General features: G+C 72.1%; 23 protein-coding genes. 7 read left to right on the forward strand and 16 right to left on the reverse strand.

Annotated features, from left to right (window positions below):
- The first annotated feature begins 135 nt into the window (after positions 1 to 135).
- Positions 136 to 807, forward strand: a complete 672-nt coding sequence (locus ACF1DX_RS11890; protein ID WP_391791046.1) for a potassium channel family protein — start codon at positions 136 to 138, stop codon at positions 805 to 807.
- Positions 807 to 1,475: a TrkA family potassium uptake protein gene (locus ACF1DX_RS11895; RefSeq protein WP_125503764.1), complete on the forward strand. Its 669-nt coding sequence runs from the start codon at positions 807 to 809 to the stop codon at positions 1,473 to 1,475. The genes ACF1DX_RS11890 and ACF1DX_RS11895 overlap by 1 nt, the downstream gene beginning before the upstream one ends.
- 85 nt (positions 1,476 to 1,560) lie before the next feature.
- Here ACF1DX_RS11895 and ACF1DX_RS11900 read toward each other — a convergent pair whose 3' ends face one another.
- The 9 genes from ACF1DX_RS11900 to ACF1DX_RS11940 all read right to left on the reverse strand — a co-directional run bounded on the left by ACF1DX_RS11900 (position 1,561) and on the right by ACF1DX_RS11940 (position 10,308).
- Positions 1,561 to 2,325 carry a DUF3159 domain-containing protein gene (locus tag ACF1DX_RS11900; protein WP_391791047.1) on the reverse strand — a complete coding sequence of 255 codons (765 nt, stop codon included), beginning with the start codon at positions 2,323 to 2,325 and terminating at the stop codon, positions 1,561 to 1,563.
- 3 nt (positions 2,326 to 2,328) lie between these two features.
- On the reverse strand, positions 2,329 to 2,727 hold the full coding sequence (locus tag ACF1DX_RS11905) for an OB-fold nucleic acid binding domain-containing protein (RefSeq protein WP_078913995.1): 399 nt from the start codon (positions 2,725 to 2,727) through the stop codon (positions 2,329 to 2,331).
- Between the two features lie 100 nt (positions 2,728 to 2,827).
- Positions 2,828 to 3,508, reverse strand: coding sequence for a response regulator (locus ACF1DX_RS11910; RefSeq protein ID WP_391791048.1), 681 nt, complete (start codon positions 3,506 to 3,508; stop codon positions 2,828 to 2,830).
- The gene (locus ACF1DX_RS11915; RefSeq protein ID WP_391791049.1) at positions 3,505 to 6,048 is read right to left on the reverse strand and encodes an ATP-binding protein; all 2,544 of its coding nucleotides are present in this window, start codon (positions 6,046 to 6,048) and stop codon (positions 3,505 to 3,507) included. The genes ACF1DX_RS11910 and ACF1DX_RS11915 overlap by 4 nt, the downstream gene beginning before the upstream one ends.
- Positions 6,049 to 6,102: 54 nt before the next feature.
- The gene (locus ACF1DX_RS11920; protein ID WP_391791050.1) at positions 6,103 to 6,795 is read right to left on the reverse strand and encodes an ABC transporter ATP-binding protein; all 693 of its coding nucleotides are present in this window, start codon (positions 6,793 to 6,795) and stop codon (positions 6,103 to 6,105) included.
- A gap of 65 nt (positions 6,796 to 6,860) precedes the next feature.
- A complete protein-coding gene (locus ACF1DX_RS11925; protein ID WP_391791051.1) occupies positions 6,861 to 8,084 on the reverse strand; it encodes an alginate lyase family protein in 1,224 nt (407 codons plus the stop codon).
- Positions 8,085 to 8,406: 322 nt separating this feature from the next.
- Positions 8,407 to 9,162: a DUF3710 domain-containing protein gene (locus tag ACF1DX_RS11930; protein WP_391791052.1), complete on the reverse strand. Its 756-nt coding sequence runs from the start codon at positions 9,160 to 9,162 to the stop codon at positions 8,407 to 8,409.
- Position 9,163: 1 nt separating this feature from the next.
- A complete protein-coding gene (gene dut / locus ACF1DX_RS11935) occupies positions 9,164 to 9,727 on the reverse strand; it encodes a dUTP diphosphatase (protein ID WP_030862205.1) in 564 nt (187 codons plus the stop codon).
- Positions 9,724 to 10,308, reverse strand: coding sequence for a PaaI family thioesterase (locus tag ACF1DX_RS11940; protein WP_391791053.1), 585 nt, complete (start codon positions 10,306 to 10,308; stop codon positions 9,724 to 9,726). The genes dut and ACF1DX_RS11940 overlap by 4 nt, the downstream gene beginning before the upstream one ends.
- Before the next feature lie 58 nt (positions 10,309 to 10,366).
- Here ACF1DX_RS11940 and ACF1DX_RS11945 point away from each other — a divergent pair, with 58 nt between their 5' ends.
- Positions 10,367 to 10,837: a DUF3093 domain-containing protein gene (locus ACF1DX_RS11945; RefSeq protein ID WP_391791054.1), complete on the forward strand. Its 471-nt coding sequence runs from the start codon at positions 10,367 to 10,369 to the stop codon at positions 10,835 to 10,837.
- Between the two features lie 325 nt (positions 10,838 to 11,162).
- Here the strand turns inward: ACF1DX_RS11945 and ACF1DX_RS11950 are convergent, their stop codons facing one another.
- The 4 genes from ACF1DX_RS11950 to ACF1DX_RS11965 all read right to left on the reverse strand — a co-directional run bounded on the left by ACF1DX_RS11950 (position 11,163) and on the right by ACF1DX_RS11965 (position 14,715).
- Positions 11,163 to 12,107, reverse strand: a complete 945-nt coding sequence (locus tag ACF1DX_RS11950; protein WP_391791055.1) for a hypothetical protein — start codon at positions 12,105 to 12,107, stop codon at positions 11,163 to 11,165.
- A 13-nt stretch (positions 12,108 to 12,120) separates the two neighbouring features.
- The gene (locus tag ACF1DX_RS11955) at positions 12,121 to 12,417 is read right to left on the reverse strand and encodes a DUF4193 domain-containing protein (RefSeq protein WP_003993510.1); all 297 of its coding nucleotides are present in this window, start codon (positions 12,415 to 12,417) and stop codon (positions 12,121 to 12,123) included.
- Between the two features lie 393 nt (positions 12,418 to 12,810).
- Positions 12,811 to 14,055 (reverse strand): sensor histidine kinase, encoded by a 1,245-nt coding sequence (locus tag ACF1DX_RS11960; RefSeq protein ID WP_391791056.1) that lies wholly within the window; start codon positions 14,053 to 14,055, stop codon positions 12,811 to 12,813.
- A gap of 6 nt (positions 14,056 to 14,061) precedes the next feature.
- Complete coding sequence (locus tag ACF1DX_RS11965) at positions 14,062 to 14,715, reverse strand: response regulator transcription factor (RefSeq protein ID WP_007387794.1); 654 nt, start codon at positions 14,713 to 14,715, stop codon at positions 14,062 to 14,064.
- 436 nt (positions 14,716 to 15,151) lie between these two features.
- On the opposite strand from ACF1DX_RS11965, the gene ACF1DX_RS11970 reads away from it, so the two are divergent.
- Complete coding sequence (locus ACF1DX_RS11970) at positions 15,152 to 15,325, forward strand: hypothetical protein (RefSeq protein WP_167748545.1); 174 nt, start codon at positions 15,152 to 15,154, stop codon at positions 15,323 to 15,325.
- A gap of 128 nt (positions 15,326 to 15,453) precedes the next feature.
- On the opposite strand, the gene ACF1DX_RS11975 is transcribed toward ACF1DX_RS11970, so the two are convergent.
- Both ACF1DX_RS11975 and ACF1DX_RS11980 read right to left on the reverse strand, forming a co-directional pair.
- A complete protein-coding gene (locus ACF1DX_RS11975; RefSeq protein ID WP_391791057.1) occupies positions 15,454 to 16,269 on the reverse strand; it encodes an inositol monophosphatase family protein in 816 nt (271 codons plus the stop codon).
- Between the two features lie 8 nt (positions 16,270 to 16,277).
- Positions 16,278 to 17,405, reverse strand: a complete 1,128-nt coding sequence (locus ACF1DX_RS11980) for a ferrochelatase (protein WP_391791058.1) — start codon at positions 17,403 to 17,405, stop codon at positions 16,278 to 16,280.
- A gap of 151 nt (positions 17,406 to 17,556) precedes the next feature.
- On the opposite strand from ACF1DX_RS11980, the gene ACF1DX_RS11985 reads away from it, so the two are divergent.
- The 3 genes from ACF1DX_RS11985 (at position 17,557) to sepH (ending at position 21,435) form a co-directional block, all read left to right on the forward strand.
- A complete protein-coding gene (locus tag ACF1DX_RS11985; RefSeq protein ID WP_391791059.1) occupies positions 17,557 to 18,798 on the forward strand; it encodes an MFS transporter in 1,242 nt (413 codons plus the stop codon).
- The gene (locus tag ACF1DX_RS11990) at positions 18,758 to 20,077 is read left to right on the forward strand and encodes a D-arabinono-1,4-lactone oxidase (RefSeq protein ID WP_391791060.1); all 1,320 of its coding nucleotides are present in this window, start codon (positions 18,758 to 18,760) and stop codon (positions 20,075 to 20,077) included. The genes ACF1DX_RS11985 and ACF1DX_RS11990 overlap by 41 nt, the downstream gene beginning before the upstream one ends.
- Before the next feature lie 314 nt (positions 20,078 to 20,391).
- The gene (gene sepH / locus ACF1DX_RS11995) at positions 20,392 to 21,435 is read left to right on the forward strand and encodes a septation protein SepH (RefSeq protein WP_391791061.1); all 1,044 of its coding nucleotides are present in this window, start codon (positions 20,392 to 20,394) and stop codon (positions 21,433 to 21,435) included.
- Positions 21,436 to 21,634: 199 nt separating this feature from the next.
- Here sepH and ACF1DX_RS12000 read toward each other — a convergent pair whose 3' ends face one another.
- Positions 21,635 to 22,486, reverse strand: coding sequence for a sulfurtransferase (locus ACF1DX_RS12000; RefSeq protein WP_391791062.1), 852 nt, complete (start codon positions 22,484 to 22,486; stop codon positions 21,635 to 21,637).
- Positions 22,487 to 22,564: the final 78 nt, after the last annotated feature.

Consider the following 22,564-nt stretch of genomic DNA (forward strand, 5'->3'; position numbering starts at 1 on the left):
GACCGCGATCCCCCGGCATGATGTTGCCTGGCGGCCCGTACTCAGGCCGCGATGTTTGCCTGGCGAGCCGAAAGAGAGACATGAGCACGAAGGTCATGAAGGTCGAACGGCCTGCAGGAAGCACGGTGTGACGGAATGCATATTGTCATCATGGGCTGCGGAAGGGTGGGGTCCGCCCTGGCCCAGACCCTGGAGGAACAGGGGCACACGGTCGCCGTGATCGACCAGGACCCCACCGCCTTCCGCCGTCTGGGCTCCGGGTTCGGGGGCCGGAGGGTCACCGGGGTCGGCTTCGACCAGGACACCCTGCGCGAGGCGGGCATCGAGGAGGCGGGTGCCTTCGCCGCCGTCTCCAGCGGCGACAACTCCAACATCATCGCCGCGCGGGTGGCCCGCGAGATGTTCGGCATCGAGAACGTCGCCGCCCGCATCTACGACCCCCGCCGTGCGGAGGTCTACCAGCGCCTGGGCATCCCCACGGTGGCGACCGTGCGCTGGACGGCCGACCAGATGCTGCGCCGGCTGCTCCCCTCGGGCGCCGAGCCGCTGTGGCGCGACCCCACCGGCGGGGTGCAGCTCGCCGAGGTGCACACCTCCACGGCCTGGGTGGGACACAGGATCAGCAGGCTGCAGGACGAGACCGGCGTGCGCGTGGCCTTCCTGACCCGGCTCGGCGAGGCGATCCTGCCCAGCTCGCAGACGGTGCTGCAGGAGGGGGACCTGGTGCATGTGATGATGCGCACCGATGAGATCGACCGCGTCGAGGCGGCGTTCGCCAAGGGTCCCGAAGAGGAGGGCGGTCACTGATGAGGGTCGCCATTGCCGGAGCCGGCGCCGTCGGCCGCTCGATCGCGGGCGAGCTGCTGGAGAACGGCCACGAGGTCCTGCTGATCGACAAGGCGCCGACCGCCATCTCGGTGGAGCGCGTGCCGCAGGCGGAGTGGCTGCTCGCCGACGCCTGCGAGATCACCTCCCTGGACGAGGCGGCGCTCCAGCGCTGCAACGTCGTCATCGCCGCGACCGGCGACGACAAGGTCAACCTGGTCGTCTCGCTGCTCGCCAAGACCGAGTACGGCGTCCCGCGCGTCGTCGCCCGGGTGAACAACCCGAAGAACGAGTGGCTGTTCAACGAGTCCTGGGGCGTGGACGTCGCCGTCTCCACCCCGCGTCTGATGTCGGCCCTGGTGGAGGAGGCGGTGAGCGTCGGCGACCTGGTCCGGCTGCTGCGCTTCAGCCACGGCGACGCCAACCTGGTCGAGCTGACCCTGCCGGAGGAGTCGGCGCTGGCCGGCACGCAGGTCGGGGACGTCCAGTGGCCGCAGGACACCTCGCTGGTCACCATCATCCGCGGCACGCGCGTCCTGACGCCGACCCGGGAGGACTCCCTGGAGGCCGGCGACGAACTCCTCTTCGTGGCCGCCCAGGCGCGTGAGGAGCAGTTGGAGGACCTGCTCTCGGTACGCAGGGAGTCGTAGAAGGTGGAAGAAGGGGGCGCCCGGAGTTCTCCGGGCGCCCCCTTCTTCCGTACGGAAGTTTCGTGCGGAAGTGCGGAAGTACGGACTAGGACTCGCGGCGGTGACGGCCGGCCGTCGTCGTCCCGCCGTTCTCCCGTGCGGCGGCGGCCTCGCGCTCCTCCTCCGCGCGCTCCTCCGCCTCCATCTCGGCGAACACGTCGATGGGCGGCGGCGCCTTCGCCAGGAAGACCCACGTCAGGTACACCGCCAGCAGGAACGGCGGGATCTTCAGTGCGATCAGCACCCAGCCCAACTGGGTCGTGTCCGCCCACCAGTACAGCGGGAACAGGATCGCGCTCTTGCCGAGCAGGATCAGCCCCCACGCCCAACTGGCCTTGGTGTACGCCTTCTTGCGGCCGGGGTTGCGGGTGCGCCAGGAGAGGTTCTCCTTGAAGACGGGGCCCAGCATCAGACCGATCAGGGGGACGCCCGCCATCGCCGTGACGATGTACGCCAGGGCCAGGCCCAGCGTGTACAGCATGCCCGGCAGGTAGAAGTCCTTGGCGTTGCCGGTCATCATCGCGAAGACCACACCGAAGGCCACGCCGAAGACGCCGCTGAAGGCGTGCTTGACGGTGTCCTTGCGCACCAGCCGGACCACGACCATCACCAGCGCCACGGCGAGCGCCGCGATCGCCGACATGTGCAGGTCCTTGTTGACCGTGTAGATGCTGACGAAGAGCAGCCCGGGGAGCACCGTCTCGACCATGCCCCGCACCCCGCCGAACGCCTCGAAGAGGGCGGCTTCGGTCACCGCCCGGGCGTCGTCCGCGGATGTGTCTTCGGTTGTCGGCTTGTCGAGTGACGTCACCGGCTACTCCCGTCCGAGGGGTCTCAGTTCGTATTTCGGATTGAACAGCACCCGGCGGCCCTGGCTCATCGAGATCCGGCCTGATGCGATCAGCTTGCGCCCCGGCTCTATCCCCACGATGGAGCGTCTGCCGAGCCACACCACGTCGAGCGCGGCGGAGCCGTCGAACAGCTCGGCCTCCAGGGCCGGAACCCCCGCGCGCGGCCGCAGCGTGACCGTGCGCAAGGTACCAGTAACCGTGACGATCTGCCGGTCGCGGCAGTCGCCTATCCGCGTACAGCCGGCCGTCTCGGCGTCCTCGCGCAGCTCCTCGGACTCCAGGTCCTCCTGAGACGAGGAGAGCCGGTCGAGCATGCGCCGGAACCGGCCTGCCGGCTTCTCGGATCGAGGAACAGCACTCATATCTGAAGCGTACCGGGGTGCACTGACGGTCACGTACCCCCTGCCGCCCCGCTCCGAACGGCCCTTTCCCGGCCATCTCGCGCGAGGACGCCCCTGACCTTCACTTCTCGAAGCGGTAGCCCATGCCCGGCTCCGTGATCAGGTGCTTCGGATGTGACGGATCCGCCTCCAGCTTCCGCCGCAGCTGCGCCATGTACACGCGCAGGTAGTTCGTCTCCGTGCCGTACGACGGCCCCCACACCTCCTTCAGCAGCTGCTTCTGCGCCACCAGCCGGCCGCCGGCCCGCACCAGCACCTCCAGCAGATGCCATTCGGTGGGGGTCAGCCGTACGTCCCTGCCGTCGCGGTTGACCTTCTTCGCGGCCAGGTCGACGGTGAACCCGGCGGTCTCCACCACCGCGTCCCCCCCGTCGCCGGCGGGCTCCGCGCGGCGCACGGCGGCCCGCAGCCGGGCGAGCAGTTCGTCCATGCCGAAGGGCTTGGTGACGTAGTCGTCGGCGCCCGCGTCCAGCGCCTGGACCTTCTCGCCGGAGGCGTGCCGCGCGGACAGCACCAGGACCGGCACCCGGCTCCAGCTCCGCAGCTCCCTGAGCACGTCGACCCCGTCCATGTCGGGCAGGCCGAGGTCGAGGACGACGACGTCGGGATGGCGGGCGGCGGCCGCGCGGAGGGCGCCGGCGCCGTCATGGGCGGAGTCGACCTCGTACGCACGTGCCCTGAGGTTGATCACCAGGGCGCGCACGATGGCCGGGTCGTCGTCGACCACCAGGACACGGGTCATGAGGGCTGCCTTTCGGGTTCCGCGGTCTCTTCCGCGACTGCCGGTGCTCCCGCGGCGCGCAGGGTGAGCGCCATGGTGAGGCCGCCGCCGGGGGTGTCCTCGGCGTTCAGCGTGCCGCCCATGGCCTCGGCGAAGCCCCGGGCGACCGCCAGGCCGAGACCGACCCCGGCCCCGCGCGGGGCGTCACCGTGCCGCTGGAAGGGTTCGAAGATGCGGTCCTTGGCCTCGTCGGGGACGCCGGGGCCGCGGTCCACCACCCGCACCTCGACCCGGTCGGCGAGGGCGCTGGCGGCGACCAGGACGGACTGGCCGGGAGGACTGTACTTGACGGCGTTCTCGATCACGTTGGCCATCGCCCGCTCCAGCAGCCCCGGGTCGACGGCGACCATGGGCAGGGCCTCGGGGACGTCCAGGGCGACGCTGCCCTCGGGCACCCCGCCGAGCGCCATCGGCACCACCTCGTCCAGGTCGATCTCACGGATCAGGGGGGTGACCGTGCCGGTGTGCAGCCGGGACATGTCCAGCAGGTTGCCCACCAGGTGGTCCAGGCGGTCGGCGCCGTCCTCGATGCCCTCCAGCAGCTCGGCCCGGTCCTCGGGGGACCATTCGACGTCCTCGGAGCGCAGCGAGGAGACGGCGGCCTTGATCCCGGCCAGCGGGGTGCGCAGGTCGTGGCTGACGGCGGCCAGCAGGGCGGTGCGGATGCGGTTGCCCTCGGCGAGGGCGTGGGCCCGGCCGGCCTGCTCGCGCAGCCGGCGGCGGTCCAGGACGACGGCGGCCTGCGCGGCGAAGGCGGCCAGCACCCTGCGGTCCTCGGCGGGCGGCACCCGGCCGGTCAGCGCCAGCGCCATGTGGTCGCCGACCGGCACCTCCACGTCCGCGTCCTCGGGCCGTTCGACCGGGCGTCCGCGCCCCGCCCGGCCGGCGCAGGTCCACGGTTCGACGTCGCCCTCGCGTTCGAGGAGGGCGGCGGACTCCATGCCGAAGGTCTCCCGGACCCGCTCCAGCAGGTCCTCCAGGCCCGTCTCACCGCGCAGCACGTTGCCGGCGAGGAAGGACAGGATCTCCGACTCGGCGCGCAGCCGGGCCGCCTGGTGGGTGCGCCGGGCCGCGAGGTCCACCACGGACGCCACCGCCGCGCCGACCGCGACGAAGATCACGATGGCGACGATGTTCTTGGGGTCGGAGACGGTCCAGCGGTGCAGGGGCGGGGTGTAGAAGTAGTTCAGCAGCAGTGAGCCGACCGCCGCGGAGGCCAGGGCCGGCCAGAGCCCGCCGAGCAGGGCCGCCGCCACCGTCAGGGCCAGGAACAGCAGCATGTCGTTGGCGAGTCCCAGGTCCACGGCGCTGAGCAGCACCGCCACCACCGCCGGTCCCGCCACGCCGACCGCCCAGCCCCAGGCCAGCCGGGAACGCCCGAGCCGCGCGCCACGGGCGCCGGGCAGCCCGCGGCCCTTGGCGACCTCCTCGTGGGTGACGATGTGCACGTCCAGGTCGGGTCCGGAGTCCCGGGCGACGGTCGCGCCGACGCCGGGTCCGAAGACGTACTGCCAGGCCGGGCGGCGCGAGGAGCCGAGCACGATCTGGGTGGCGTTGGCCCCGCGGGCGAAGGCGAGCAGGTCGGCCGGGATGTCGTCGCCGACGACGTGGTGGAAGGTGCCGCCGAGGTCCTCCACCAGGGTGCGCTGCTCGACCAGCTCCCCGGGCGATGCCGCGGTGAGCCCGTCGCTGCGGGAGATGTAGACGGCGAGCAGTTCGCCGCCGGCGCCCTTCTCCGCCAGCCGCGCGGCCCGCCGGAGCAGGGTGCGGCCCTCCGGACCGCCGGTCAGGCCGACGACGATCCGCTCGCGGGAGCCCCATATCGCCGAGACCTCGTGCTCGCTGCGGTAGCGCTGGAGGTGGGCGTCGACCCGGTCGGCCACCCACAGCAGCGCCAGCTCCCTCAGCGCGGTGAGGTTGCCGGGGCGGAAGTAGTTGGACAGGGCGGCGTCGACCTTGTCCGGCTGGTAGATGTTGCCGTGCGCCATGCGGCGGCGCAGCGCCTCGGGCGTCATGTCGACCAGCTCGATCTGGTCCGCCCGCCGCACCACCTCGTCGGGTACGGTCTCCCGCTCCCGTACGCCGGTGATCGACTCCACGACGTCGCCCAGCGACTCCAGGTGCTGGATGTTGACCGTGGCCAGGACGTCGATCCCGGCCGTGAGCAGCTCCTCCACGTCCTGCCAGCGCTTGGCGTTGCGCGAGCCGGGGGCGTTGGTGTGGGCGAGTTCGTCGACGAGGGCCACCCGGGGGCGGCGGACGAGGACGGCGTCGAGGTCCATCTCCCTCAGGACGGCCCCGCGGTGCTCGACGTCCCGGTGCGGGATCCGCTCCAGTCCGTGCAGCAGCGCCTCGGTGCGGGGCCTGCCGTGCGGTTCGGCGAAGGCGACCACGCAGTCCGTGCCGCGTCCGGCACGGCGGTGCGCCTCGGAGAGCATCGCGTACGTCTTGCCGACGCCCGGTGCCGCACCGAGGTGGATCCGAAGGCTGCCACGTCCCATGACCCCATTGTCTTCCCCCGTCACGCCCGGCCGGGCGCGGGGCCCCCGTGGGGGTCAGTGCTCGGTGATCTCGCCGTCGCTCAGCTCCAGGACGCGGTCGGCGAGGTCGAGGAGGGTGGGGTCGTGGGTGGCGACGAGCGCGGTGACGTGCTCGCTGCGGACGACCGCGCGCAGCAGCTCCATCACGGCGTGTCCGGTCTCCGCGTCGAGCTGGCCGGTCGGCTCGTCGGCGATGAGGAGGGAGGGGCTGTTGGCGAGGGCGCGGGCGATGGCGACCCGCTGCTGCTGGCCGCCGGAGAGTTCGCCGGGCCGCTGGGCGGCGTGGTCGGCGAGGCCGACCAGGGACAGCAGCAGGTCGACGCGTTCCTCGCGCTCGCGCGGGCCGGCGCGGCGCAGCCGCAACGGGACGCCGACGTTCTCGGCCGCGGTGAGGATGGGGATGAGGCCGAAGGACTGGAAGACGAAGCCGACGTGGTCCCGGCGCAGGGCGAGCAGCCCGTTCTCGTCGAGGCCGGCGAGGTCGCGTCCGTCGACGTGGACTCGTCCCCGGTCGGGGGTGTCGAGGCCGCCGACGATGTTCAGGAGGGTGGTCTTGCCGGATCCGGAGCGGCCCTTGAGGGCGACCAGTTCGCCGCGCGGGACCTCGAAGGAGACACCGCGCAGCGCGTGGACGGCGGCGGCTCCGGTGCCGTACGACTTGTGCACGTCCTCGACGCGCACCATGGTCTCGGTGACCACCTGACTCATCCTGACCGCCCTCCCCCGTGGACCGGACGCCAGTATCCCCGGCCGGCGCCCGGTCGATCAACGCCTCAGGCCGGGTTGTCCCCGTGGGTGAGGGTCTCCCAGGCGACGAAGAGGTTGTTGCTGCCGGAGGGGCGGGTGCGCTCGGTGAGCGCCTGGGTGTTGGTCATGGCGTGGCCGAGGCGGTTGTGCAGGGCGTTGTAGCCGACCTCGGTGACCGGGCCCAGGCCGAGGTGCAGGGAGCCCCCGCACAGCCAGCTCGGGACGGCCGCGCCCTGCTCGTACTTCGCCTGGAAGCCGAGGGCGTGCCGCAGCCGTTCGCCGACGTCGGTGCCGTAGAGGTCCTGGCCCTGGATGCGGCTGGTCTCGGCGATGTGCGAGATGGAGGAGATGCCGTAGCCGGTGTGGGTGAAGTCGCGGCAGGTCTCCTGGGTGAGGCCGGTGACGAAGGTGGACTGGTTCTGCCAGTACTTGACGATCTTGTCCCGGGTGTCCAGGTTCTGGCTCGGCACGGTCTTCGGCAGGGCGCCGTCGGACTCCAGGTAGACGTAGGCGGCGGTGCGGGTGCGGAACTTCGCCATGGCCTTGTCGTAGGAGGCGCGGTCCTCCAGGAAGACGGAGATGCCGACGGCGGCCTCCATCATCGTCAGCTCCCAGTTGCCGTTGGAGTTCGAGCCGTTGATGATCTCGGGGAGGTAGACGTCGCGGAGCATGGTGGCGAAGCGGCCGGAGTTCGCCCAGGTGCCGGTGTAGGTGTGCTTGATGATCTCGGCGGCCTTGGGCCAGGAGGAGCCGGCCCAGCCGGTCTGCAGGGGCGCGTTGCTGTTGGTGTGGTCCCGGATCACGGCGGACCAGGCGTCCATCAGCTCGATGGACTTCCGCGCGTAGCGCTCGTCGCGGGTGACGTACCAGACGAGCGCGTCGGTGTAGGCGGCGATCGCGTCCTCGCGCTCGTCGGTGCAGCCGAGGTTCGGGTTGGAGTACGAACCGCACTCGACCACCGCGCGGGGCTTGGGGGTGCGGTTCAGGTCGGCGTACTTGCTCGCGAGCATCCGGTCGAAGGCGCCCTTCCAGGGCTGGGCGCCGGCGTCGACCTTGCTCCGCGCGAAGTCGAGCTGGCCCCGGGAGACGGTGACTCCGGGGTGGGCGAAGGCGGCGGGGGCGGCCGCGGCCGCTTCTGCGGGTTCCGCGTCGGGGCGGAGTACGAGGGTGCCGACCAGCACCGTGGTCAGGAGTGCGAACAGCGCGGTGCGGGTTCTGCGGCGGTGGCGGCGTGGGGGTGCAGAGGACATGTGGGGGATCCATCCGTTCTCGTACGTGAACGATGAGCGCCTTTCTGAACATTCGGATGGCCTGAGACGATAGGTCCAGACCAATACCGCGTCAAGGGTCCGCATGCGGAGAGCGTCGAGGGTCCGCACACGGAAAGCGCCGAGAGGCGCGCGGAAAGCGTCAGGGGCCCGTGCGGGAAAGGGCCGCTCCCCTCGACGTCGAAGGGTGCGCACGGAAAGCGCCGAGGGCCCCACACAGGAGAGAACCGCACCCCCGACGTCGAAGGATGCGCACGGAAAAGGGCCGCACCCCTTGGCGGGGTGCGGCCCTTCGACCGGTCTGCTAGCGGACCTCGGTGATCTCCGGTCCGCGCTGGAGCTGGCCCATGCCGCCGGCGAAGCGGGAGCCGCCCTCCTCCTGCTGCACGTTCTCCGGGACCATCTGCGCGTCGTTCGGCAGCTTCAGGACGATCGGGTCGCGCGGGGCCATCGGGCCCTCACCACGCACCACGACCGTGTCCCGGAAGATCTGCTCCAGCAGCCCGGCGGCCCCCGGCTGCACCGCGCCCTGGCCCGAGATCACCCCGCGCAGGAACCAGCGGGGGCCGTCCACGCCGACGAACCGCACGACCTGGAAGCCGCCGGTGCCGTCCGGCAGCTGCACCGGCACCTGGGCCCGCAGCTCCCAGCCCAGCGGGCCCTCGACCTCGTCGATGATGCCGCCCTGCTGGGTGATGCCGGCCGCGATCTCCTCGCGCACCTCGCCCCAGATGCCCTCGCGCTTGGGCGCGGCGAAGGCCTGGAGCTGGATGGCGCTGTCCCGCAGCACGACGGTGGCCGCGACGATCGCGTCGCCCGCGACCTCCACCCGCAGCTCCATGCCGTCGACCCCGGGCACGAAGAGGCCGCCCAGGTCGACCCGGCCCTCGCCGGGCGCGCTGACCTCGCTGCTGTCCCAGGGCCCGTCGGGCCTCGGCGCCGGCTCGAGCCTCAGCCGCCCGGCCTCCTCGCCCGCCTCAGCGTCGACACCGTCGACGACCTGCTCGGCCTCGCCGGCCGCACCGTCGGCGGCACCCTTCTTCTTGCGACGTCCGAACACGTCACTGTCCTTCCCGGTCGGATACGACCGAAGCGTATCGATTCCCACCCGCTGTACCGCCCGTGGCGGCCTGAACGCTTGTGCCGCTCTTACCTTCTTCCACCGCGGCGTGGCCGCCGGTGGACCCGAAGCCCCCCTCGGCCCGGGCCGAGGGGGGAAGCTCCGCGACCGACACGAAGCGGACCCTCTCGACCTGCTGGACGACCAGTTGGGCAATCCGGTCGAAGCGCTCGAACCGCACGGTCTCGCGCGGGTCGAGATTCACCACGATCACCTTGATCTCCCCACGGTACCCGGCATCAACCGTCCCCGGGGCATTCACCAGGGCGACGCCGCAGCGGGCGGCGAGTCCGGATCGCGGGTGCACGAAGGCCGCGTACCCCTCGGGCAGCGCCACAGACACCCCCGTGGGCAGGACGGCCCGCTCGCCGGGGGCCAGTTCGCGGGCCTCGGTGGTCCGCAGATCGGCTCCCGCGTCCCCCGGGTGCTCATACGCCGGAAGCGGTACGTCCGGGTCGACGCGCCGGATCAGCACCTCGAGCGCGCCGGGGCGGGATCCGCTCACGGGTTCACCTCGAAGGCGCGGACGCGGCGGACCTGGTCGGGGTCGCTCATCGCGGCCCGGATCTCCTCCTGGCGGCCGTGGTCGACGAAGTGGTCGACCTTGACCTCGACGAACAGGGCGTCGGCGCGGACCGCGACCGGCCCGTCGGGACCGCCGACGCGTCCGGTGGCGGTGCAGTAGATCTTCCGGCCGGCCACCGCCGTCACCTCGGCCTGAAGGTGCAGCACGGTGCCGACCGGCACGGGCCGGACGAAGTCGGTCTCCAGCCTGCCGGTCACCGCGATCGTGCGCAGCAGCCAGTTCAGCGAGCCGAGCGCCTCGTCCAGGGCCGTGGCGAGGACCCCGCCGTGCGCGAGTCCCGGGGCACCCTGGTGGGCGGGCCGCACGGTGAACTCGGCGGTGATCGACACGCCTTCGCCCGCGCGGGCCTCGAGGTGCAGTCCGTGGGGCTGCTCGCCGCCACAGCCGAAACACTGGCCGTAGTGGGCGCCGAGGAGCTCGCCGGGCGCGGGAGCGTCGGGGTGACGCACCGGTGTCACGGCGTCGGCCGGGGGCTGAAGAGCTGCGGAAGTACCACTCACAGGCGCAGACCTTACCCGCGCGTGAGCCCCGGCCCGACACCGTGCCAAGCTTGGATTCATGCAGCTCTCCGCCTCCCCGTACGAAGAACGCCTCACCGCCCCCCGCTCCTGGTGGCTGATCTCCTTCCTGGTGGGGGTCTCCCTGGCGCTGATCCTGCTGCCGTTCGGCACGCTGCCGATGCTCGGCGGCCTGGCCGGCGGCACCGCCGCCGCGGCGGTCGTGGCGAGTTCGTACGGCTCGGTGCGCATCCGGGTCGTGGGCGGCCACCTGATCGCGGGCGAGGCGAAGATCCCGGTGTCGGCGCTGGGCGAGGCGGAGATCCTGGACGCCGAGGAGGCCCGTGCCTGGCGCTCCTACAAGGCCGACCCGCGCTGCTTCATGCTGCTGCGGGCGTACATCCCCGGCGCGCTGCGCGTGGACGTCACGGACCCGGCGGACCCGACCCCCTACGTCTTCCTGTCGACCCGCGAGCCCCAGCGACTGGCACAGGCACTCCGAGCGGCCCGAAACACCACCGACGCCGCGTAGGCGAGGGCGCGGCGCCCCGCCCCGGGCGCGCCACGACCGACAAGAAGGCCGGCCGCAAAGGGGCGTGGGGCTGTGTCGACATGCGGCTCCGCCGCGTGGGCGCGAAGGGGGTCCGGGGGCGGAGCCCCCAGGGAAGGGAAGGGGCGGCGGGGGCGAGAGAACGTTCAGCCGCCCGGGCGACGCGGGACGCGGAACCACGGGGACGCTCCCGCGGCACCACGGTCAAGCCGAGCGGCCCCGGTCGCACGGGTGCCCGGCGGACGCTCGGGCCGCAAGGGCCGGGATGTGTGCCGCCGCACGGGAGCGCGGCCGGGAAACGGCCGGATCACGGCGCCCGGTGGCCGTCGTCCTCACCCGCGTGACCGCCGAGTTCCTTGAGGGCGTCCTCGGGCAGGGCGTCCTCGGGCCGCTCCAGGGCGGGGAGGGCCGGCAGCGCGTCCCAGGGCACCTGGATCCTGCGCAGGTCGCCCCGGATGCGTGCGGCGAGCTTTCTGGTGTCCCTGCGGTTCATGGCGGCGCCCACGGCGGCTCCCACCAGGAACGGCATCAGGTTCGGCAGGTTGCGGACCATGCGCTTCATGATCCGCTGGCGCAGTTCGCGCTTCATGCGGCTGTTCAGCGCCGCGCTCACGGTCGAGGGTCTGGTGGCCTCGATGCCGCGCTCCTCCGACCAGGAGTTGAGGTACACGGTGCTGCGCTGGGCGAGGGTGCCGGACGGCCGTACGCCGTAGACCTCGTGGAGTTCGGCGATCAGCTTCAGCTCGATCGCGGCGACGCCGGTGACCTCGGCGGCCAGCTCCGCCGGCATCGCGGGCGGTACGGGCATCATGGCCGCCGCGCCGACCCCGGCCCCGACCGTCGCCGTGGCCTTCGCGGCGCCCGCCACGAGCTTGTCCGCGAGCTCCTCGGGGCCCAGGCCGGGGAACTGCCGGCGCAGCGTCCCGAGGTCGCGTACGGGCACCCGCGGGGCGATCTCGATGATCCGGTCCGCGAGATGCGCCAGTCCCGCGCGGGCGCGGGCACCGCCCTTGCGGGCGCCTTCCAGGGCCTTCTCGCGGATCACGGCGACCCGCCGGTGCGCCACGGGCGCGGTGACCTCCAGAGGTTCCGGGAGGTCACCCCGGCCGACTGCCGCTTCGAGCGAGGCCGCCCCGGTACCGGTTGGGCCCCGCTCTTGGTCACGCGTGTCGTGCTGCGGGCCCTCCTGGGCCCCTTGGTCCGCTCCCCTCGTGAAGAAGCGGCGCTTCCGCGGAGGGGTCGAGCCAGTCACGGCCGACCCCGCCTCAGTCGCAGTCGCGGCAGATCGGCTGGCCGTTCTTCTCGCGGGCCAGCTGGCTGCGGTGGTGGACCAGGAAGCAGCTCATGCAGGTGAACTCGTCCTGCTGCTTGGGCAGGACCCGGACGGCCAGCTCCTCGTTCGAGAGGTCCGCTCCGGGAAGTTCCAGGCCCTCGGCGGCCTCGAACTCGTCGACGTCCACGGCCGAGGCCGACTTGTCGTTCCGCCGGGCCTTCAGCTCTTCCAGGCTGTCCGAGTCGACGTCGTCGTCGGTCTTGCGTGGAGTGTCGTAGTCGGTTGCCATTGTCGCTCTCCCCCTCTGGGTGTATGCGGTGTCTCCAGCGCACGTAACGCGTGAGAGGCCGGACTTGTGCCCGACCTGAGGCGGAGATTTTGCCTCACATCAAGGTCTGTTACTCAATCGACACCCAACCGGACTCCTCATGAGCGATCGGCTTGGATGGCGATGGGGACCGTACACGGTCCGGATGTCGCACTCCAAAGGCGCCTCACCGTGTACTTCCCGTGATCAGACCCCCTGAAAACCGGGACTTTCCCGACTTTCCCGGGGATACATGATCACGGAGAGTGGACGACCGGGGAATCGCTGCTGTGATCGATCACACACGGGGATACCGGAGAGGCGCCCCGAAAATTCCGCTCAAAGCGAACACCCCGTTGTGTCGGCGGCATCATCTCAGATCGGCAGGGTGACACGCATCACGAGCCCGCCCCCTTCGCGCGGTTGTGCGTAAATGTGGCCGCCGTGCGCCCGTGCGACCGACCGGACGATGGACAGACCGAGCCCGACGCCCTTGTCGCTGCCCGTGCGCTCGGTGCGCAGCCGCCGGAACGGCTCGAAGAGGTTGTCGATCTCGTACGCCGGTACCACCGGGCCCGTGTTCGACACCACCAGGACCGCCTGTCCGTGCTCCACGTCGGTGGTGACCTCGACCCAGCCCTCCTCGGGCACGTTGTACCGCACGGCGTTCTGCACCAGGTTCAGCGCGATCCGCTCCAGCAGGACGCCGTTGCCCTGGACGACCGCCGGCCGGCGTGCGCCGCGGATCTCCACGCCCTTGGCCTCCGCCTCGCCGTGCACCTGGTCGATCGCCTGGGTGGCGACCTCGGCGAGGTCCACGGGCTTGCGCTCGACGATCTGGTTGTCGCTGCGGGCGAGCAGCAGCAGACCCTCCACGAGCTGCTCGCTGCGCTCGTTGGTGGACAGCAGCGTCCTGCCGAGCTGCTGGAGCTCCACCGGCGCTCCGGGGTCGGAGAGGTGCACCTCCAGGAGCGTGCGGTTGATCGCCAGCGGGGTGCGCAGCTCGTGCGAGGCGTTGCCCACGAAGCGCTGCTGGGCGGTGAACGCCCGCTGGAGCCGCTCCAGCATGTCGTCGAAGGTGTCGGCCAGCTCCTTCAGCTCGTCGTCCGGGCCGTCCAGCTCGATCCGGCGGGACAGGTCCGAACCGGCCACCGCGCGGGCGGTGCGGGTGATCCGGCCCAGCGGCGACAGGACCCGGCCGGCCATGGCGTAGCCGAAGGCGAAGGCGATGACGGCGAGGCCCAGCAGGGCCAGCAGGGAGCGGCTGAGCAGGTTGTCCAGGGCGACCTGGCGCTGGTGGTCGATGCAGTCACTGATCCGGGCGTTGAACTCGGACAGCTCCAGGTTGCCGTTGGCGATGCCCGGACAGTCGTTGCTGGAGACCCTCAGGCCGTCGAAGTCGACGATCTTGAACAGCGGCTGGCTGCCGGTGCGCAGGGCCTGGGCGGCGAGCAGGTAGATGATCGACAGCAGCAGGATGCCGGCGATCAGGAACATGCCGCCGTACAGCAGCGTGAGCCGTATCCGGATGGTGGGACGCAGCCACGGCAGCGGAGTGGCCGAGCGGGGGTCCCAGGTGGGCTTGGGGGGCGCCGTGGGGGGCGCGGGGGTGGCGGCCATCGGTCATCAGATCCGGTATCCGGAGCCGGGCACGGTCACGATGACCGGCGGCTCCCCCAGCTTGCGGCGCAGGGTCATCACGGTCACCCGCACCACGTTGGTGAACGGGTCCGTGTTCTCGTCCCAGGCCTTCTCCAGGAGCTGCTCCGCGGAGACGACCGCGCCCTCGCTGCGCATGAGCACCTCCAGGACGGCGAACTCCTTCGGCGCGAGCTGCACCTCCTTGCCGTCGCGGAAGACCTCGCGGCGGTTGGGGTCGAGCTTGATCCCGGCACGCTCCAGAACGGGCGGCAGCGGAACGCTCGTACGCCGCCCCAGGGCGCGCACGCGGGCGATGAGCTCGCTGAACGCGAAGGGCTTGGGCAGATAGTCGTCGGCGCCGATCTCCAGGCCCTCGACCCGGTCGCTGACGTCGCCGGAGGCCGTGAGCATCAGCACGCGCGTGGGCATGCCGAGCTCGACGATCCTGCGGCAGACGTCGTCGCCGTGCACCAGCGGGAGGTCGCGGTCGAGGACGACCACGTCGTAGTCGTTGACGCCGATGCGCTCCAGGGCGGCCGCACCGTCGTACACGACGTCGACGGCCATGGCCTCCCGGCGCAGTCCGGTGGCCACCGCATCGGCGAGCAGTTGCTCGTCCTCGACGACGAGTACGCGCACGTCGCTTGTCCTTCCTCGGGTCCCGCCCTTGATCGGACAGCGCCGCAGGGCGCACTCGGGCAGGGGTACGGGTGGGTGTGTTGCCTCCATCCTGCCCTTTTCGGCCGTAAGTCGGCTGTAAGGCGGGGGAACGGGCGGGTGCGGGACCGGGGAACGTCCGGACGAACGGGACGGGAATACGAGAATTTCTCGCGCGGTTAGGTTTCCCCGGAAGAGAGCTTGGGGAGGACGGGTTTTACATCCCGCGATCACGCTCTGCACGTACCGCGCCACCATGCGGTACGTAACAGTCCGCTTCCGCAGAGCGGGCGTGGATGTCCGGCACCGTCGCCGCCCGGCCGAGCGGCGCTGGGCATTCGCTCCGGACGTGATCGTCCCTTCCGAACGGCACACCCCCGTGCCACCGACCCACCGACCCAGGACGAGGGGGCGCAGCATGGACGCATTCACCGCAGGACTTCTGCAGCGCATAAAGGCGACCGAGTCCGACCTGTCGCGGGCTCGCGACGACGGCGACGACTTCCTCGTCGACGTGGAACAGGGCGAACTCGACGACCTGCGCCGCCTCGCCGCCGAACACGGCGTGGAGGTCGGCGCGTACAGCGTTTGACCGGCGCGTACAGCGTCTGATCGGCGCGCATGAGAACGGGCCCCGGCGAATCCAGCGCCGGGGCCCGTTCGTGTCTGTTCTCCCGCCCGCACCGGCTGAGGCGCCCCGTGGGCGAACGGACCGTCCGGTCAGTCGTGCCACGCTCCCAAGTCCTCCAGCAGCCGCTGGAGCGGCTCGAAGACCCCCGGGGTGGCCGCGACCGCGAGGTCCCAGGACGGGCGGTCCCCGGGGCGGCCCCCGGTCAGGGCGCCCGCCTCGCGGGCGATCAGGTCACCGGCCGCCAGGTCCCAGGGGTGCAGCCCCCGCTCGTAGTAGCCGTCCAGGCGTCCCGCCGCGAGGTCGCACAGCTCGATCGCGGCCGAGCCGCCCCGCCGGATGTCCCGCAGCAGCGGGATCATGCGCTGCGCCACGTCGGCCTGGTGGGTGCGGACCTCGGTGACGTAGTTGAAGCCGGTCGACACCAGGGCCTGGTCCAGGGGCGGCGAGGGACGGCAGGTCAGCCGCCGCTCGCCGTCCCAGGCGCCGGTGGCCCAGGCGCCGCCGCCGCGTACCGCGTGGTACGCCTCACCGCGCATGGGGGCCGCCACCGCCCCGGCCACGGTCTCGCCGTCCTGCTCGGCGGCGATGGAGACGGCCCAGGTGGGCAGGCCGTACAGGTAGTTGACGGTGCCGTCGAGCGGGTCGATCACCCAGCGGATGCCGCTGCTGCCCTCGGTGGAGGCGCCCTCCTCGCCGAGGAAGCCGTCCTCCGGGCGGCGCTCGGCGATCAGCGTGGTGATCAGCTTCTCGGCCGCGATGTCCATCTCGGTGACGACGTCGATCGGGCTGGACTTGGTCGCGGCGACCGCGAGGTCGGCCGGGCGGCCGTCCCGCAGCAGCTCGCCCGCGCGGCGGGCGGCCTCCCGGGCGAGCTCCAGCAGTTCCGTGTGCAGGGGGTCGGTCACGGCGCTCCTCATGCGTAGGGGCTGTCGGCGCCCGCGGCGGCGGGACGCGGGGCACGGGCCGGGCAGCAGCCCACCGGGCAGAGGTTGTGGCTCGCGCCGAGCGCGCCCAGGGCGCACGGCGTGACGTCCTGCCCCCGCTCGGCGGTGGCGCGTTCCAGGATCAGCTCGCGGACCGCGGCGGCGAACCGCGGGTCGGCGCCGACGGTCGCCGAGCGGCGCACCGGCAGGCCCAGTTCCCCCGCCTTGGCGGTGGCCTCGGTGTCGAGGTCGTAGATGACCTCCATGTGGTCGGAGACGAAGCCGATGGGGGCCATGACCACGGCCGGGACCCCGGCCGCGTGCCGCTCCTCGAGGTGGTCGCAGATGTCGGGCTCCAGCCAGGGGATGTGCGGGGCGCCGGAGCGGGACTGGTAGACGAGCTGCCAGGGGCGGTCGACGCCGGTGCGCTCGCGGACGGCGTCGGCGATCACCCGGGCCACGTCCAGGTGCTGCCGGACGTACGCGCCGCCGTCGCCGTGCTCCTCGGCCGGGCCGGAGGTGTCGGCGGCGGAGGTGGGGATGGAGTGGGTGCAGAAGGCGAGGTGCGCGCCGTCCCGGACGTCCTCGGGGAGGTCGGCGAGGGACCGCACGACCCCGTCGACCATGGGCTCGACGAAGCCGGGGTGGTTGAAGTAGTGCCGCAGCTTGTCGATCTTCGGCAGCTCCAGCCCTTCCTCCTCCAGGGTCGCGAGGGCGTCGGCGAGGTTCTCGCGGTACTGGCGGCAACCCGAGTACGAGGCGTAGGCGCTGGTGGCCAGGACGAGGACGCGGCGGCGGCCGTCGTGGACCATCTCGCGCAGGGTGTCGGTGAGGTAGGGCGCCCAGTTGCGGTTGCCCCAGTAGACCGGCAGGTCCAGGCCGTGCGCGGCGAAGTCCTCGCGCAGCGCGTCCAGCAGGGCGCGGTTCTGCTCGTTGATGGGACTGACCCCGCCGAAGAGGAAGTAGTGCTGCCCGACCTCCTTGAGGCGTTCCTTGGGGATGCCGCGCCCGCGCGTCACGTTCTCCAGGAACGGGACCACGTCGTCCGGGCCTTCGGGACCACCGAAAGAGAGCAGGAGCAGGGCGTCATAGGGGCTGGCATCGAGCACGTCAGGCATGTCTCGATCCTGCCACCCGGCGCTGACGGCCGGGACGGGGGGCGGGGGGTGTCACCGGCCACGACGCGGGATTCCTGGGTGTATTAGGGTGACCTAACCTGTAAGCTGTATCGACTATGGTCGCGCCTTACTGAGCCCTTCCGGAGATCCCGTGCCCAGCCCCTACCGCGCCCTGTTCGCCGCCCCCGGCAGCAAGGCCTTCTCCGCCGCGGGCTTCCTCGGCCGGATGCCGCTGTCCATGATGGGCATCGGCGTGGTGACGATGGTCTCCCAGCTCACCGGCCGGTACGGGCTGGCCGGCGCGCTGTCGGCGACCATCGCGCTGGCCGCCGCCGTGGCGGGCCCGCAGGTCTCGCGCCTGGTGGACCGGTACGGGCAGCGGCGGGTGCTGCGCCCCGCGACGCTGGTCTCGCTCACCGCGGCGGCGGTACTGCTGTTCGCCGCGCACTACGAGTGGCCGGAGTGGGTGCTCTTCGTCGCGTGTGCGGGCATCGGCTGCGTGCCGAGCGTCGGCGCGATGATCCGGGCCCGGTGGGCCGCCCTGTACCGGGGCACTCCTCGGCTGCACACCGCGTACTCCTTCGAGTCCGTGGTGGACGAGATCTGCTTCATCTTCGGGCCGATCGTCTCCATCGGGCTGTCCACGGCCTGGTTCCCGGAGGCCGGCCCGCTGCTCGCGGCCTGCTTCCTGGCGGCCGGTGTCTTCTGGCTGACCGCGCAGCGCGCCACCGAGCCCGAGCCGCACCCGCGCGAGCACGAGGACGGCGGCGGCACGGCGCTGCGTGCCCCGGGCCTCCAGGTCCTGGTCGCGACGTTCGTGGCGACGGGGGCGATCTTCGGTGCCGTGGACGTGGTCACCGTGGCCTTCGCCGAGGAGGAGGGGCACAAGGCCGCCGCGAGCGTGGTGCTCGCCGTGTACGCGCTGGGCTCCTGCGTGGCGGGCGTCGTGTTCGGGCTGCTGCGTTTCGCGGGGGCGCCGGAGCGTCGTTGGCTCCTGGGCGTGTGCGCCATGGCCGTGAGTATGATCCCACTCCTACTGGTCGGGAACCTGCCGTTTCTGGCCGTGGCGCTGTTCGTTGCGGGTCTGTCCATCGCTCCGACGATGATCACGACGATGTCCCTCATCGAAGAGCACGTACCACGCGCGCAGCTCACCGAGGGCATGACCTGGGTGAGCACCGGGCTCGCGGTCGGGGTCGCACTCGGCTCCTCCGTGGCCGGCTGGGTGATCGACGCGGCCGGGGCGCGTGCTGGGTACGGGGTTCCGGCGGTGGCCGGGGCCGTCGCGGTCGTGGTCGGTTTCCTCGGGTACCGCCGGCTCGAGCGGCCGGCTCCGGGACGGGGAGGCTTCGTTGGTCGGCACGACGAGCACGAAGAACGGCACCTGGCGTAACTGGGGCGGCAACGTCTCCGTGCGTCCCGCGCGGGAGGTCGCGCCCGCCTCCGTCGACGAACTGGCCGCCGCCGTGCGCCGGGCCGCCGAGGACGGCATGCCGGTGAAGGCGGTCGGCACCGGCCACTCGTTCACCTCCATAGCCGCCACCGACGGCCTGCTGATCCGCCCTCATCTGCTGACGGGCATACGTCACGTCGACCGCGCGGCCGGCACGGTCACGGTGGAGGCCGGCACCCCGCTCAGGAGGCTGAACACGGCCCTCGCGCGGGAGGGTCTGTCGCTGACCAACATGGGCGACATCATGGAGCAGACGGTCGCCGGGGCCATCAGTACGGGCACCCACGGCACGGGCCGCGACTCCGCCTCCATCGCCGCCCAGATCCGGGGCCTGGAACTGGTCACCGCCGACGGATCGGTGCTCACCTGCTCCGCGGAGGAGAACCCGGACGTCTTCGCCGCCGCCCGGATCGGGCTCGGTGCCCTCGGCGTCGTCACCGCGATCACCTTCGCCGTGGAGCCGGTCTTCCTGCTCACGGCCCGCGAGGAGCCGATGCCCTTCGACCGGGTCTGCGCCGAGTTCGACCAGTTGCACGCCGAGAACGAGCACTTCGAGTTCTACTGGTTCCCGCACACCGGCAACACCAACACCAAGCGCAACAACCGCAGCGCGGGCCCGGAGCGGCCGGTGCCACGGTTCAAGGGGTGGTTCGAGGACGAGTTCCTCTCCAACGGGGTCTTCCAGGCGGCCAACTGGGCCGGCCGCGCGGCGCCCGCGAGCATTCCGGCCATCGCGCGTATCTCCAGCAGGGCGCTCTCCGCGCGGACGTACACCGACATCCCGTACAAAGTCTTCACCTCGCCGCGCCGGGTGCGCTTCGTGGAGATGGAGTACGCCGTCCCGCGCGCGGCCCTGGTGAAGACGCTGCGGGAGCTGAAGGCGATGGTCGACCGCTCCCCGCTGCGGGTCAGCTTCCCCGTCGAGGTGCGCACCGCGCCGGCCGACGACATCACGCTGTCCACCGCGTCCGGCCGGGACAGCGCCTACATCGCCGTCCACATGTTCAAGGGCACCCCCTATCAGGGGTACTTCACCGCGGCCGAGCGCATCTTCACCGCTCACGAGGGGCGTCCCCACTGGGGGAAGATCCACACGCGCGACGCCGGTTACCTCTCACGGGTGTATCCGCGCTTCGGGGAGTTCACGGCGCTGCGGGACCGGCTCGACCCGGAACGCCGGTTCCGGAACGACTACTTGCGGAGGGTCCTGGGGTCGTAGAGGATTCGCTGCACGGCGTGCCAATCCACGCACGTGGCCCAAATGGAGTACTCTTGCCAGCCTTGGGCCCGGTCTCCCGTCAGGGTGCCCGGAACCGCGAAGGACCGCCGGGAGGGGGCTAGTTGCGCAGGGTGACGCAGTTGGTCACTGATCGTTGCGAATAGGTAACCGTGCCATAACGGCGATCCAGGGCCCACGCCCGACACGCCGGGCAAAGAGGCAAGGTTGTGGCAGGCTGCACCCGGGCAGGCCACACTCGACTAGCGGAAGCAGCGACGCACGTGACGTCGGCAGGCACCACCCGGGAGGTCCCCATGCCGGAACTGCGTGTCGTGGCCGTCTCGAATGACGGCACACGGCTGGTGCTGAAGGCTGCGGACAGCACGGAGTACACCCTTCCGATCGATGAACGGCTCCGGGCCGCCGTGCGCGGCGACCGTCCCCGCCTCGGCCAGATCGAGATCGAGGTGGAGAGCCATCTCCGCCCCCGCGACATCCAGGCGCGTATAAGAGCGGGCGCGACCGCGGAAGAGGTCGCGCAGATGGCCGGCATCCCCGTGGACCGCGTACGCCGCTTCGAGGGCCCCGTCCTCGCCGAGCGCGCGTTCATGGCCGAGCGTGCCCGCAAGACCCCCGTCCGCCGCCCCGGTGAGAACTCCGGTCCCCCGCTGGGCGAGGCGGTGCAGGAGCGGCTGCTGCTGCGCGGCGCCGAGAAGGACACCGTCCAGTGGGACTCCTGGCGCCGTGACGACGGCACCTGGGAGGTGCTGCTGGTCTACCGGGTCGCGGGCGAGCCGCACTCGGCGAGCTGGACCTACGACCCGCCCCGGCGGCTCGTCCAGGCCGTCGACGACGAGGCGCGCTCGCTGATCGGCGAGTCCGACGACCTCGCCGCGCCCGAGCCCAGCTTCCCCTTCGTGCCGCGCATCGCCCGGCTGCCGCGGGACCGCCCGCTCGACCGTCCCGGCGACCGCCCGAGCCTGCCCGCGCAGGCGTCCGAGCCCGACGAGGAGTCCCTGACGGCCACGGCGTCGGGTGAACGGGACTCGCTGACCAGCCTGCTGGAGGCGGTACCGAGCTTCCGGGGCGACCTGGTCGTCCCGGAGCGCGCGCCCGAGACCGTTTCCGAGGAGCCGGACCTCGAGCCCGAGGCGGAGGAGCCGCCGGCCCCCGCGGCCTCGGCCGGGGCCGCGTACGCGGACGTCCTCATGCCGCGTTCCGTCAGCAGCCACCGGGACCGGCTCATCGGCTCGACCGACCGTCAGGCCGAGGCGGACGGCGTCCGTCCGGGCCGCCGCGCCGCGGTGCCGAGCTGGGACGAGATCGTGTTCGGGACGCGGCGGAAGAAGCAGGAGTAGCTCGTTCGGGCGGTCCGTGTCCGCGGTCGATTGACGGCATGAGGGCGCTCGCCCCCTGGATACCGCCGGCTGATCCGGCGGCAGGACTCCGAGAGGAGCGCATCTCCCGGCAGAACGGCCCGCCGACGGCGTGCCGGGAGATTCGCTCCCCTCATAGCCCGAGGGCCTGCGTCCGGGACTCCGGCCTCCGGTCCCTGCTCTACTGCGGGTCCGGGCCCACCGCGACCGGCCGCTCCGGGTCGGACGACCACTCCGACCAGGAACCGACGTACAGCGCCGCCGGAATGCCCGCGACCGCCAGCGCCAGCACCTCGTGCGCGCCGGAGACACCCGAGCCGCAGTACACGCCGACCGGCACCCCCGGGGATACGCCCAGTTCCCCGAAGCGGGCGCCCAGTTCCCCGGCGGGCAGGAAACGGCCGTCGGCGCCGACGTTCTCCGTCGTGGGAGCCGAGACCGCGCCGGGAATGTGCCCGCCCACCCGGTCGATCGGCTCCACCTCACCGCGGTACCGCTCCCCCGCGCGGGCGTCCAGCAGCACCCCCGAACGCGCCAGCGCCGCCGCGCCGTCGGCGTCGAGCAGCCCGTCCGCGCCCGGCACCGGCACGAAGTCCCCCTCGGCCGGCCGCGGCACCGACGTCTCCAACGGCCCCTCCCAGGACGGCAACCCGCCGTCGAGGACTCGCACGTCCGGGTGACCCGTCCAGCGCAGCAGCCACCACGCGCGGGCGGCGCCCCAGCCCGGTCCCCCGTCGTACACGACCACCGGCCTCCCGGACGACACGCCCGCCCGCCGCATCGCGGCGCCGAACACCGCGAGGTCCGGCAGCGGATGACGGCCGTGCCCGCCCGGAGCGGAAGCCAGCTCCCGGTCCAGGTCGACGAAGACGGCGCCGGGAAGATGTCCGGCCCCGTACGCGGCCCGTCCGTCGAACGGCGGCTCACCGGCCGCCGTGGCCAGGCTGAGCTGCCAGCGGACGTCGAGCAGCACCGGCGGGCTGGCGCCCGCGAGCGCGCCCGCGAGGTCGGATGCGGAGATGATGGCGTTCATGGCCACCATCCTCGCGCACGGGGTGGCCGAGCCGCTCGCGTCCGGCTACTCTGCTCGGCCGGACAGGACCGGTCACGA

The organism is Streptomyces sp. NPDC014676 (assembly GCF_043084105.1).
Classification (GTDB): domain Bacteria; phylum Actinomycetota; class Actinomycetes; order Streptomycetales; family Streptomycetaceae; genus Streptomyces.

Coding starts and splice junctions, on each gene's coding strand:
- ACF1DX_RS11980 (WP_391791058.1), bottom strand. CDS start 17,405: ATGCCTGACGTGCTCGATGCCAGCCCCTATGACGCCCTGCTCCTGCTC.
- ACF1DX_RS11905 (WP_078913995.1), bottom strand. CDS start 2,727: ATGAGTGCTGTTCCTCGATCCGAGAAGCCGGCAGGCCGGTTCCGGCGC.
- ACF1DX_RS11895 (WP_125503764.1), top strand. CDS start 807: ATGAGGGTCGCCATTGCCGGAGCCGGCGCCGTCGGCCGCTCGATCGCG.
- ACF1DX_RS12000 (WP_391791062.1), bottom strand. CDS start 22,486: ATGAACGCCATCATCTCCGCATCCGACCTCGCGGGCGCGCTCGCGGGC.
- ACF1DX_RS11910 (WP_391791048.1), bottom strand. CDS start 3,508: ATGACCCGTGTCCTGGTGGTCGACGACGACCCGGCCATCGTGCGCGCC.
- ACF1DX_RS11960 (WP_391791056.1), bottom strand. CDS start 14,055: ATGGCCGCCACCCCCGCGCCCCCCACGGCGCCCCCCAAGCCCACCTGG.
- ACF1DX_RS11945 (WP_391791054.1), top strand. CDS start 10,367: ATGCAGCTCTCCGCCTCCCCGTACGAAGAACGCCTCACCGCCCCCCGC.
- ACF1DX_RS11955 (WP_003993510.1), bottom strand. CDS start 12,417: ATGGCAACCGACTACGACACTCCACGCAAGACCGACGACGACGTCGAC.
- ACF1DX_RS11890 (WP_391791046.1), top strand. CDS start 136: ATGCATATTGTCATCATGGGCTGCGGAAGGGTGGGGTCCGCCCTGGCC.
- sepH (WP_391791061.1), top strand. CDS start 20,392: ATGCCGGAACTGCGTGTCGTGGCCGTCTCGAATGACGGCACACGGCTG.
- ACF1DX_RS11970 (WP_167748545.1), top strand. CDS start 15,152: ATGGACGCATTCACCGCAGGACTTCTGCAGCGCATAAAGGCGACCGAG.
- ACF1DX_RS11925 (WP_391791051.1), bottom strand. CDS start 8,084: ATGTCCTCTGCACCCCCACGCCGCCACCGCCGCAGAACCCGCACCGCG.
- ACF1DX_RS11915 (WP_391791049.1), bottom strand. CDS start 6,048: ATGGGACGTGGCAGCCTTCGGATCCACCTCGGTGCGGCACCGGGCGTC.
- ACF1DX_RS11920 (WP_391791050.1), bottom strand. CDS start 6,795: ATGAGTCAGGTGGTCACCGAGACCATGGTGCGCGTCGAGGACGTGCAC.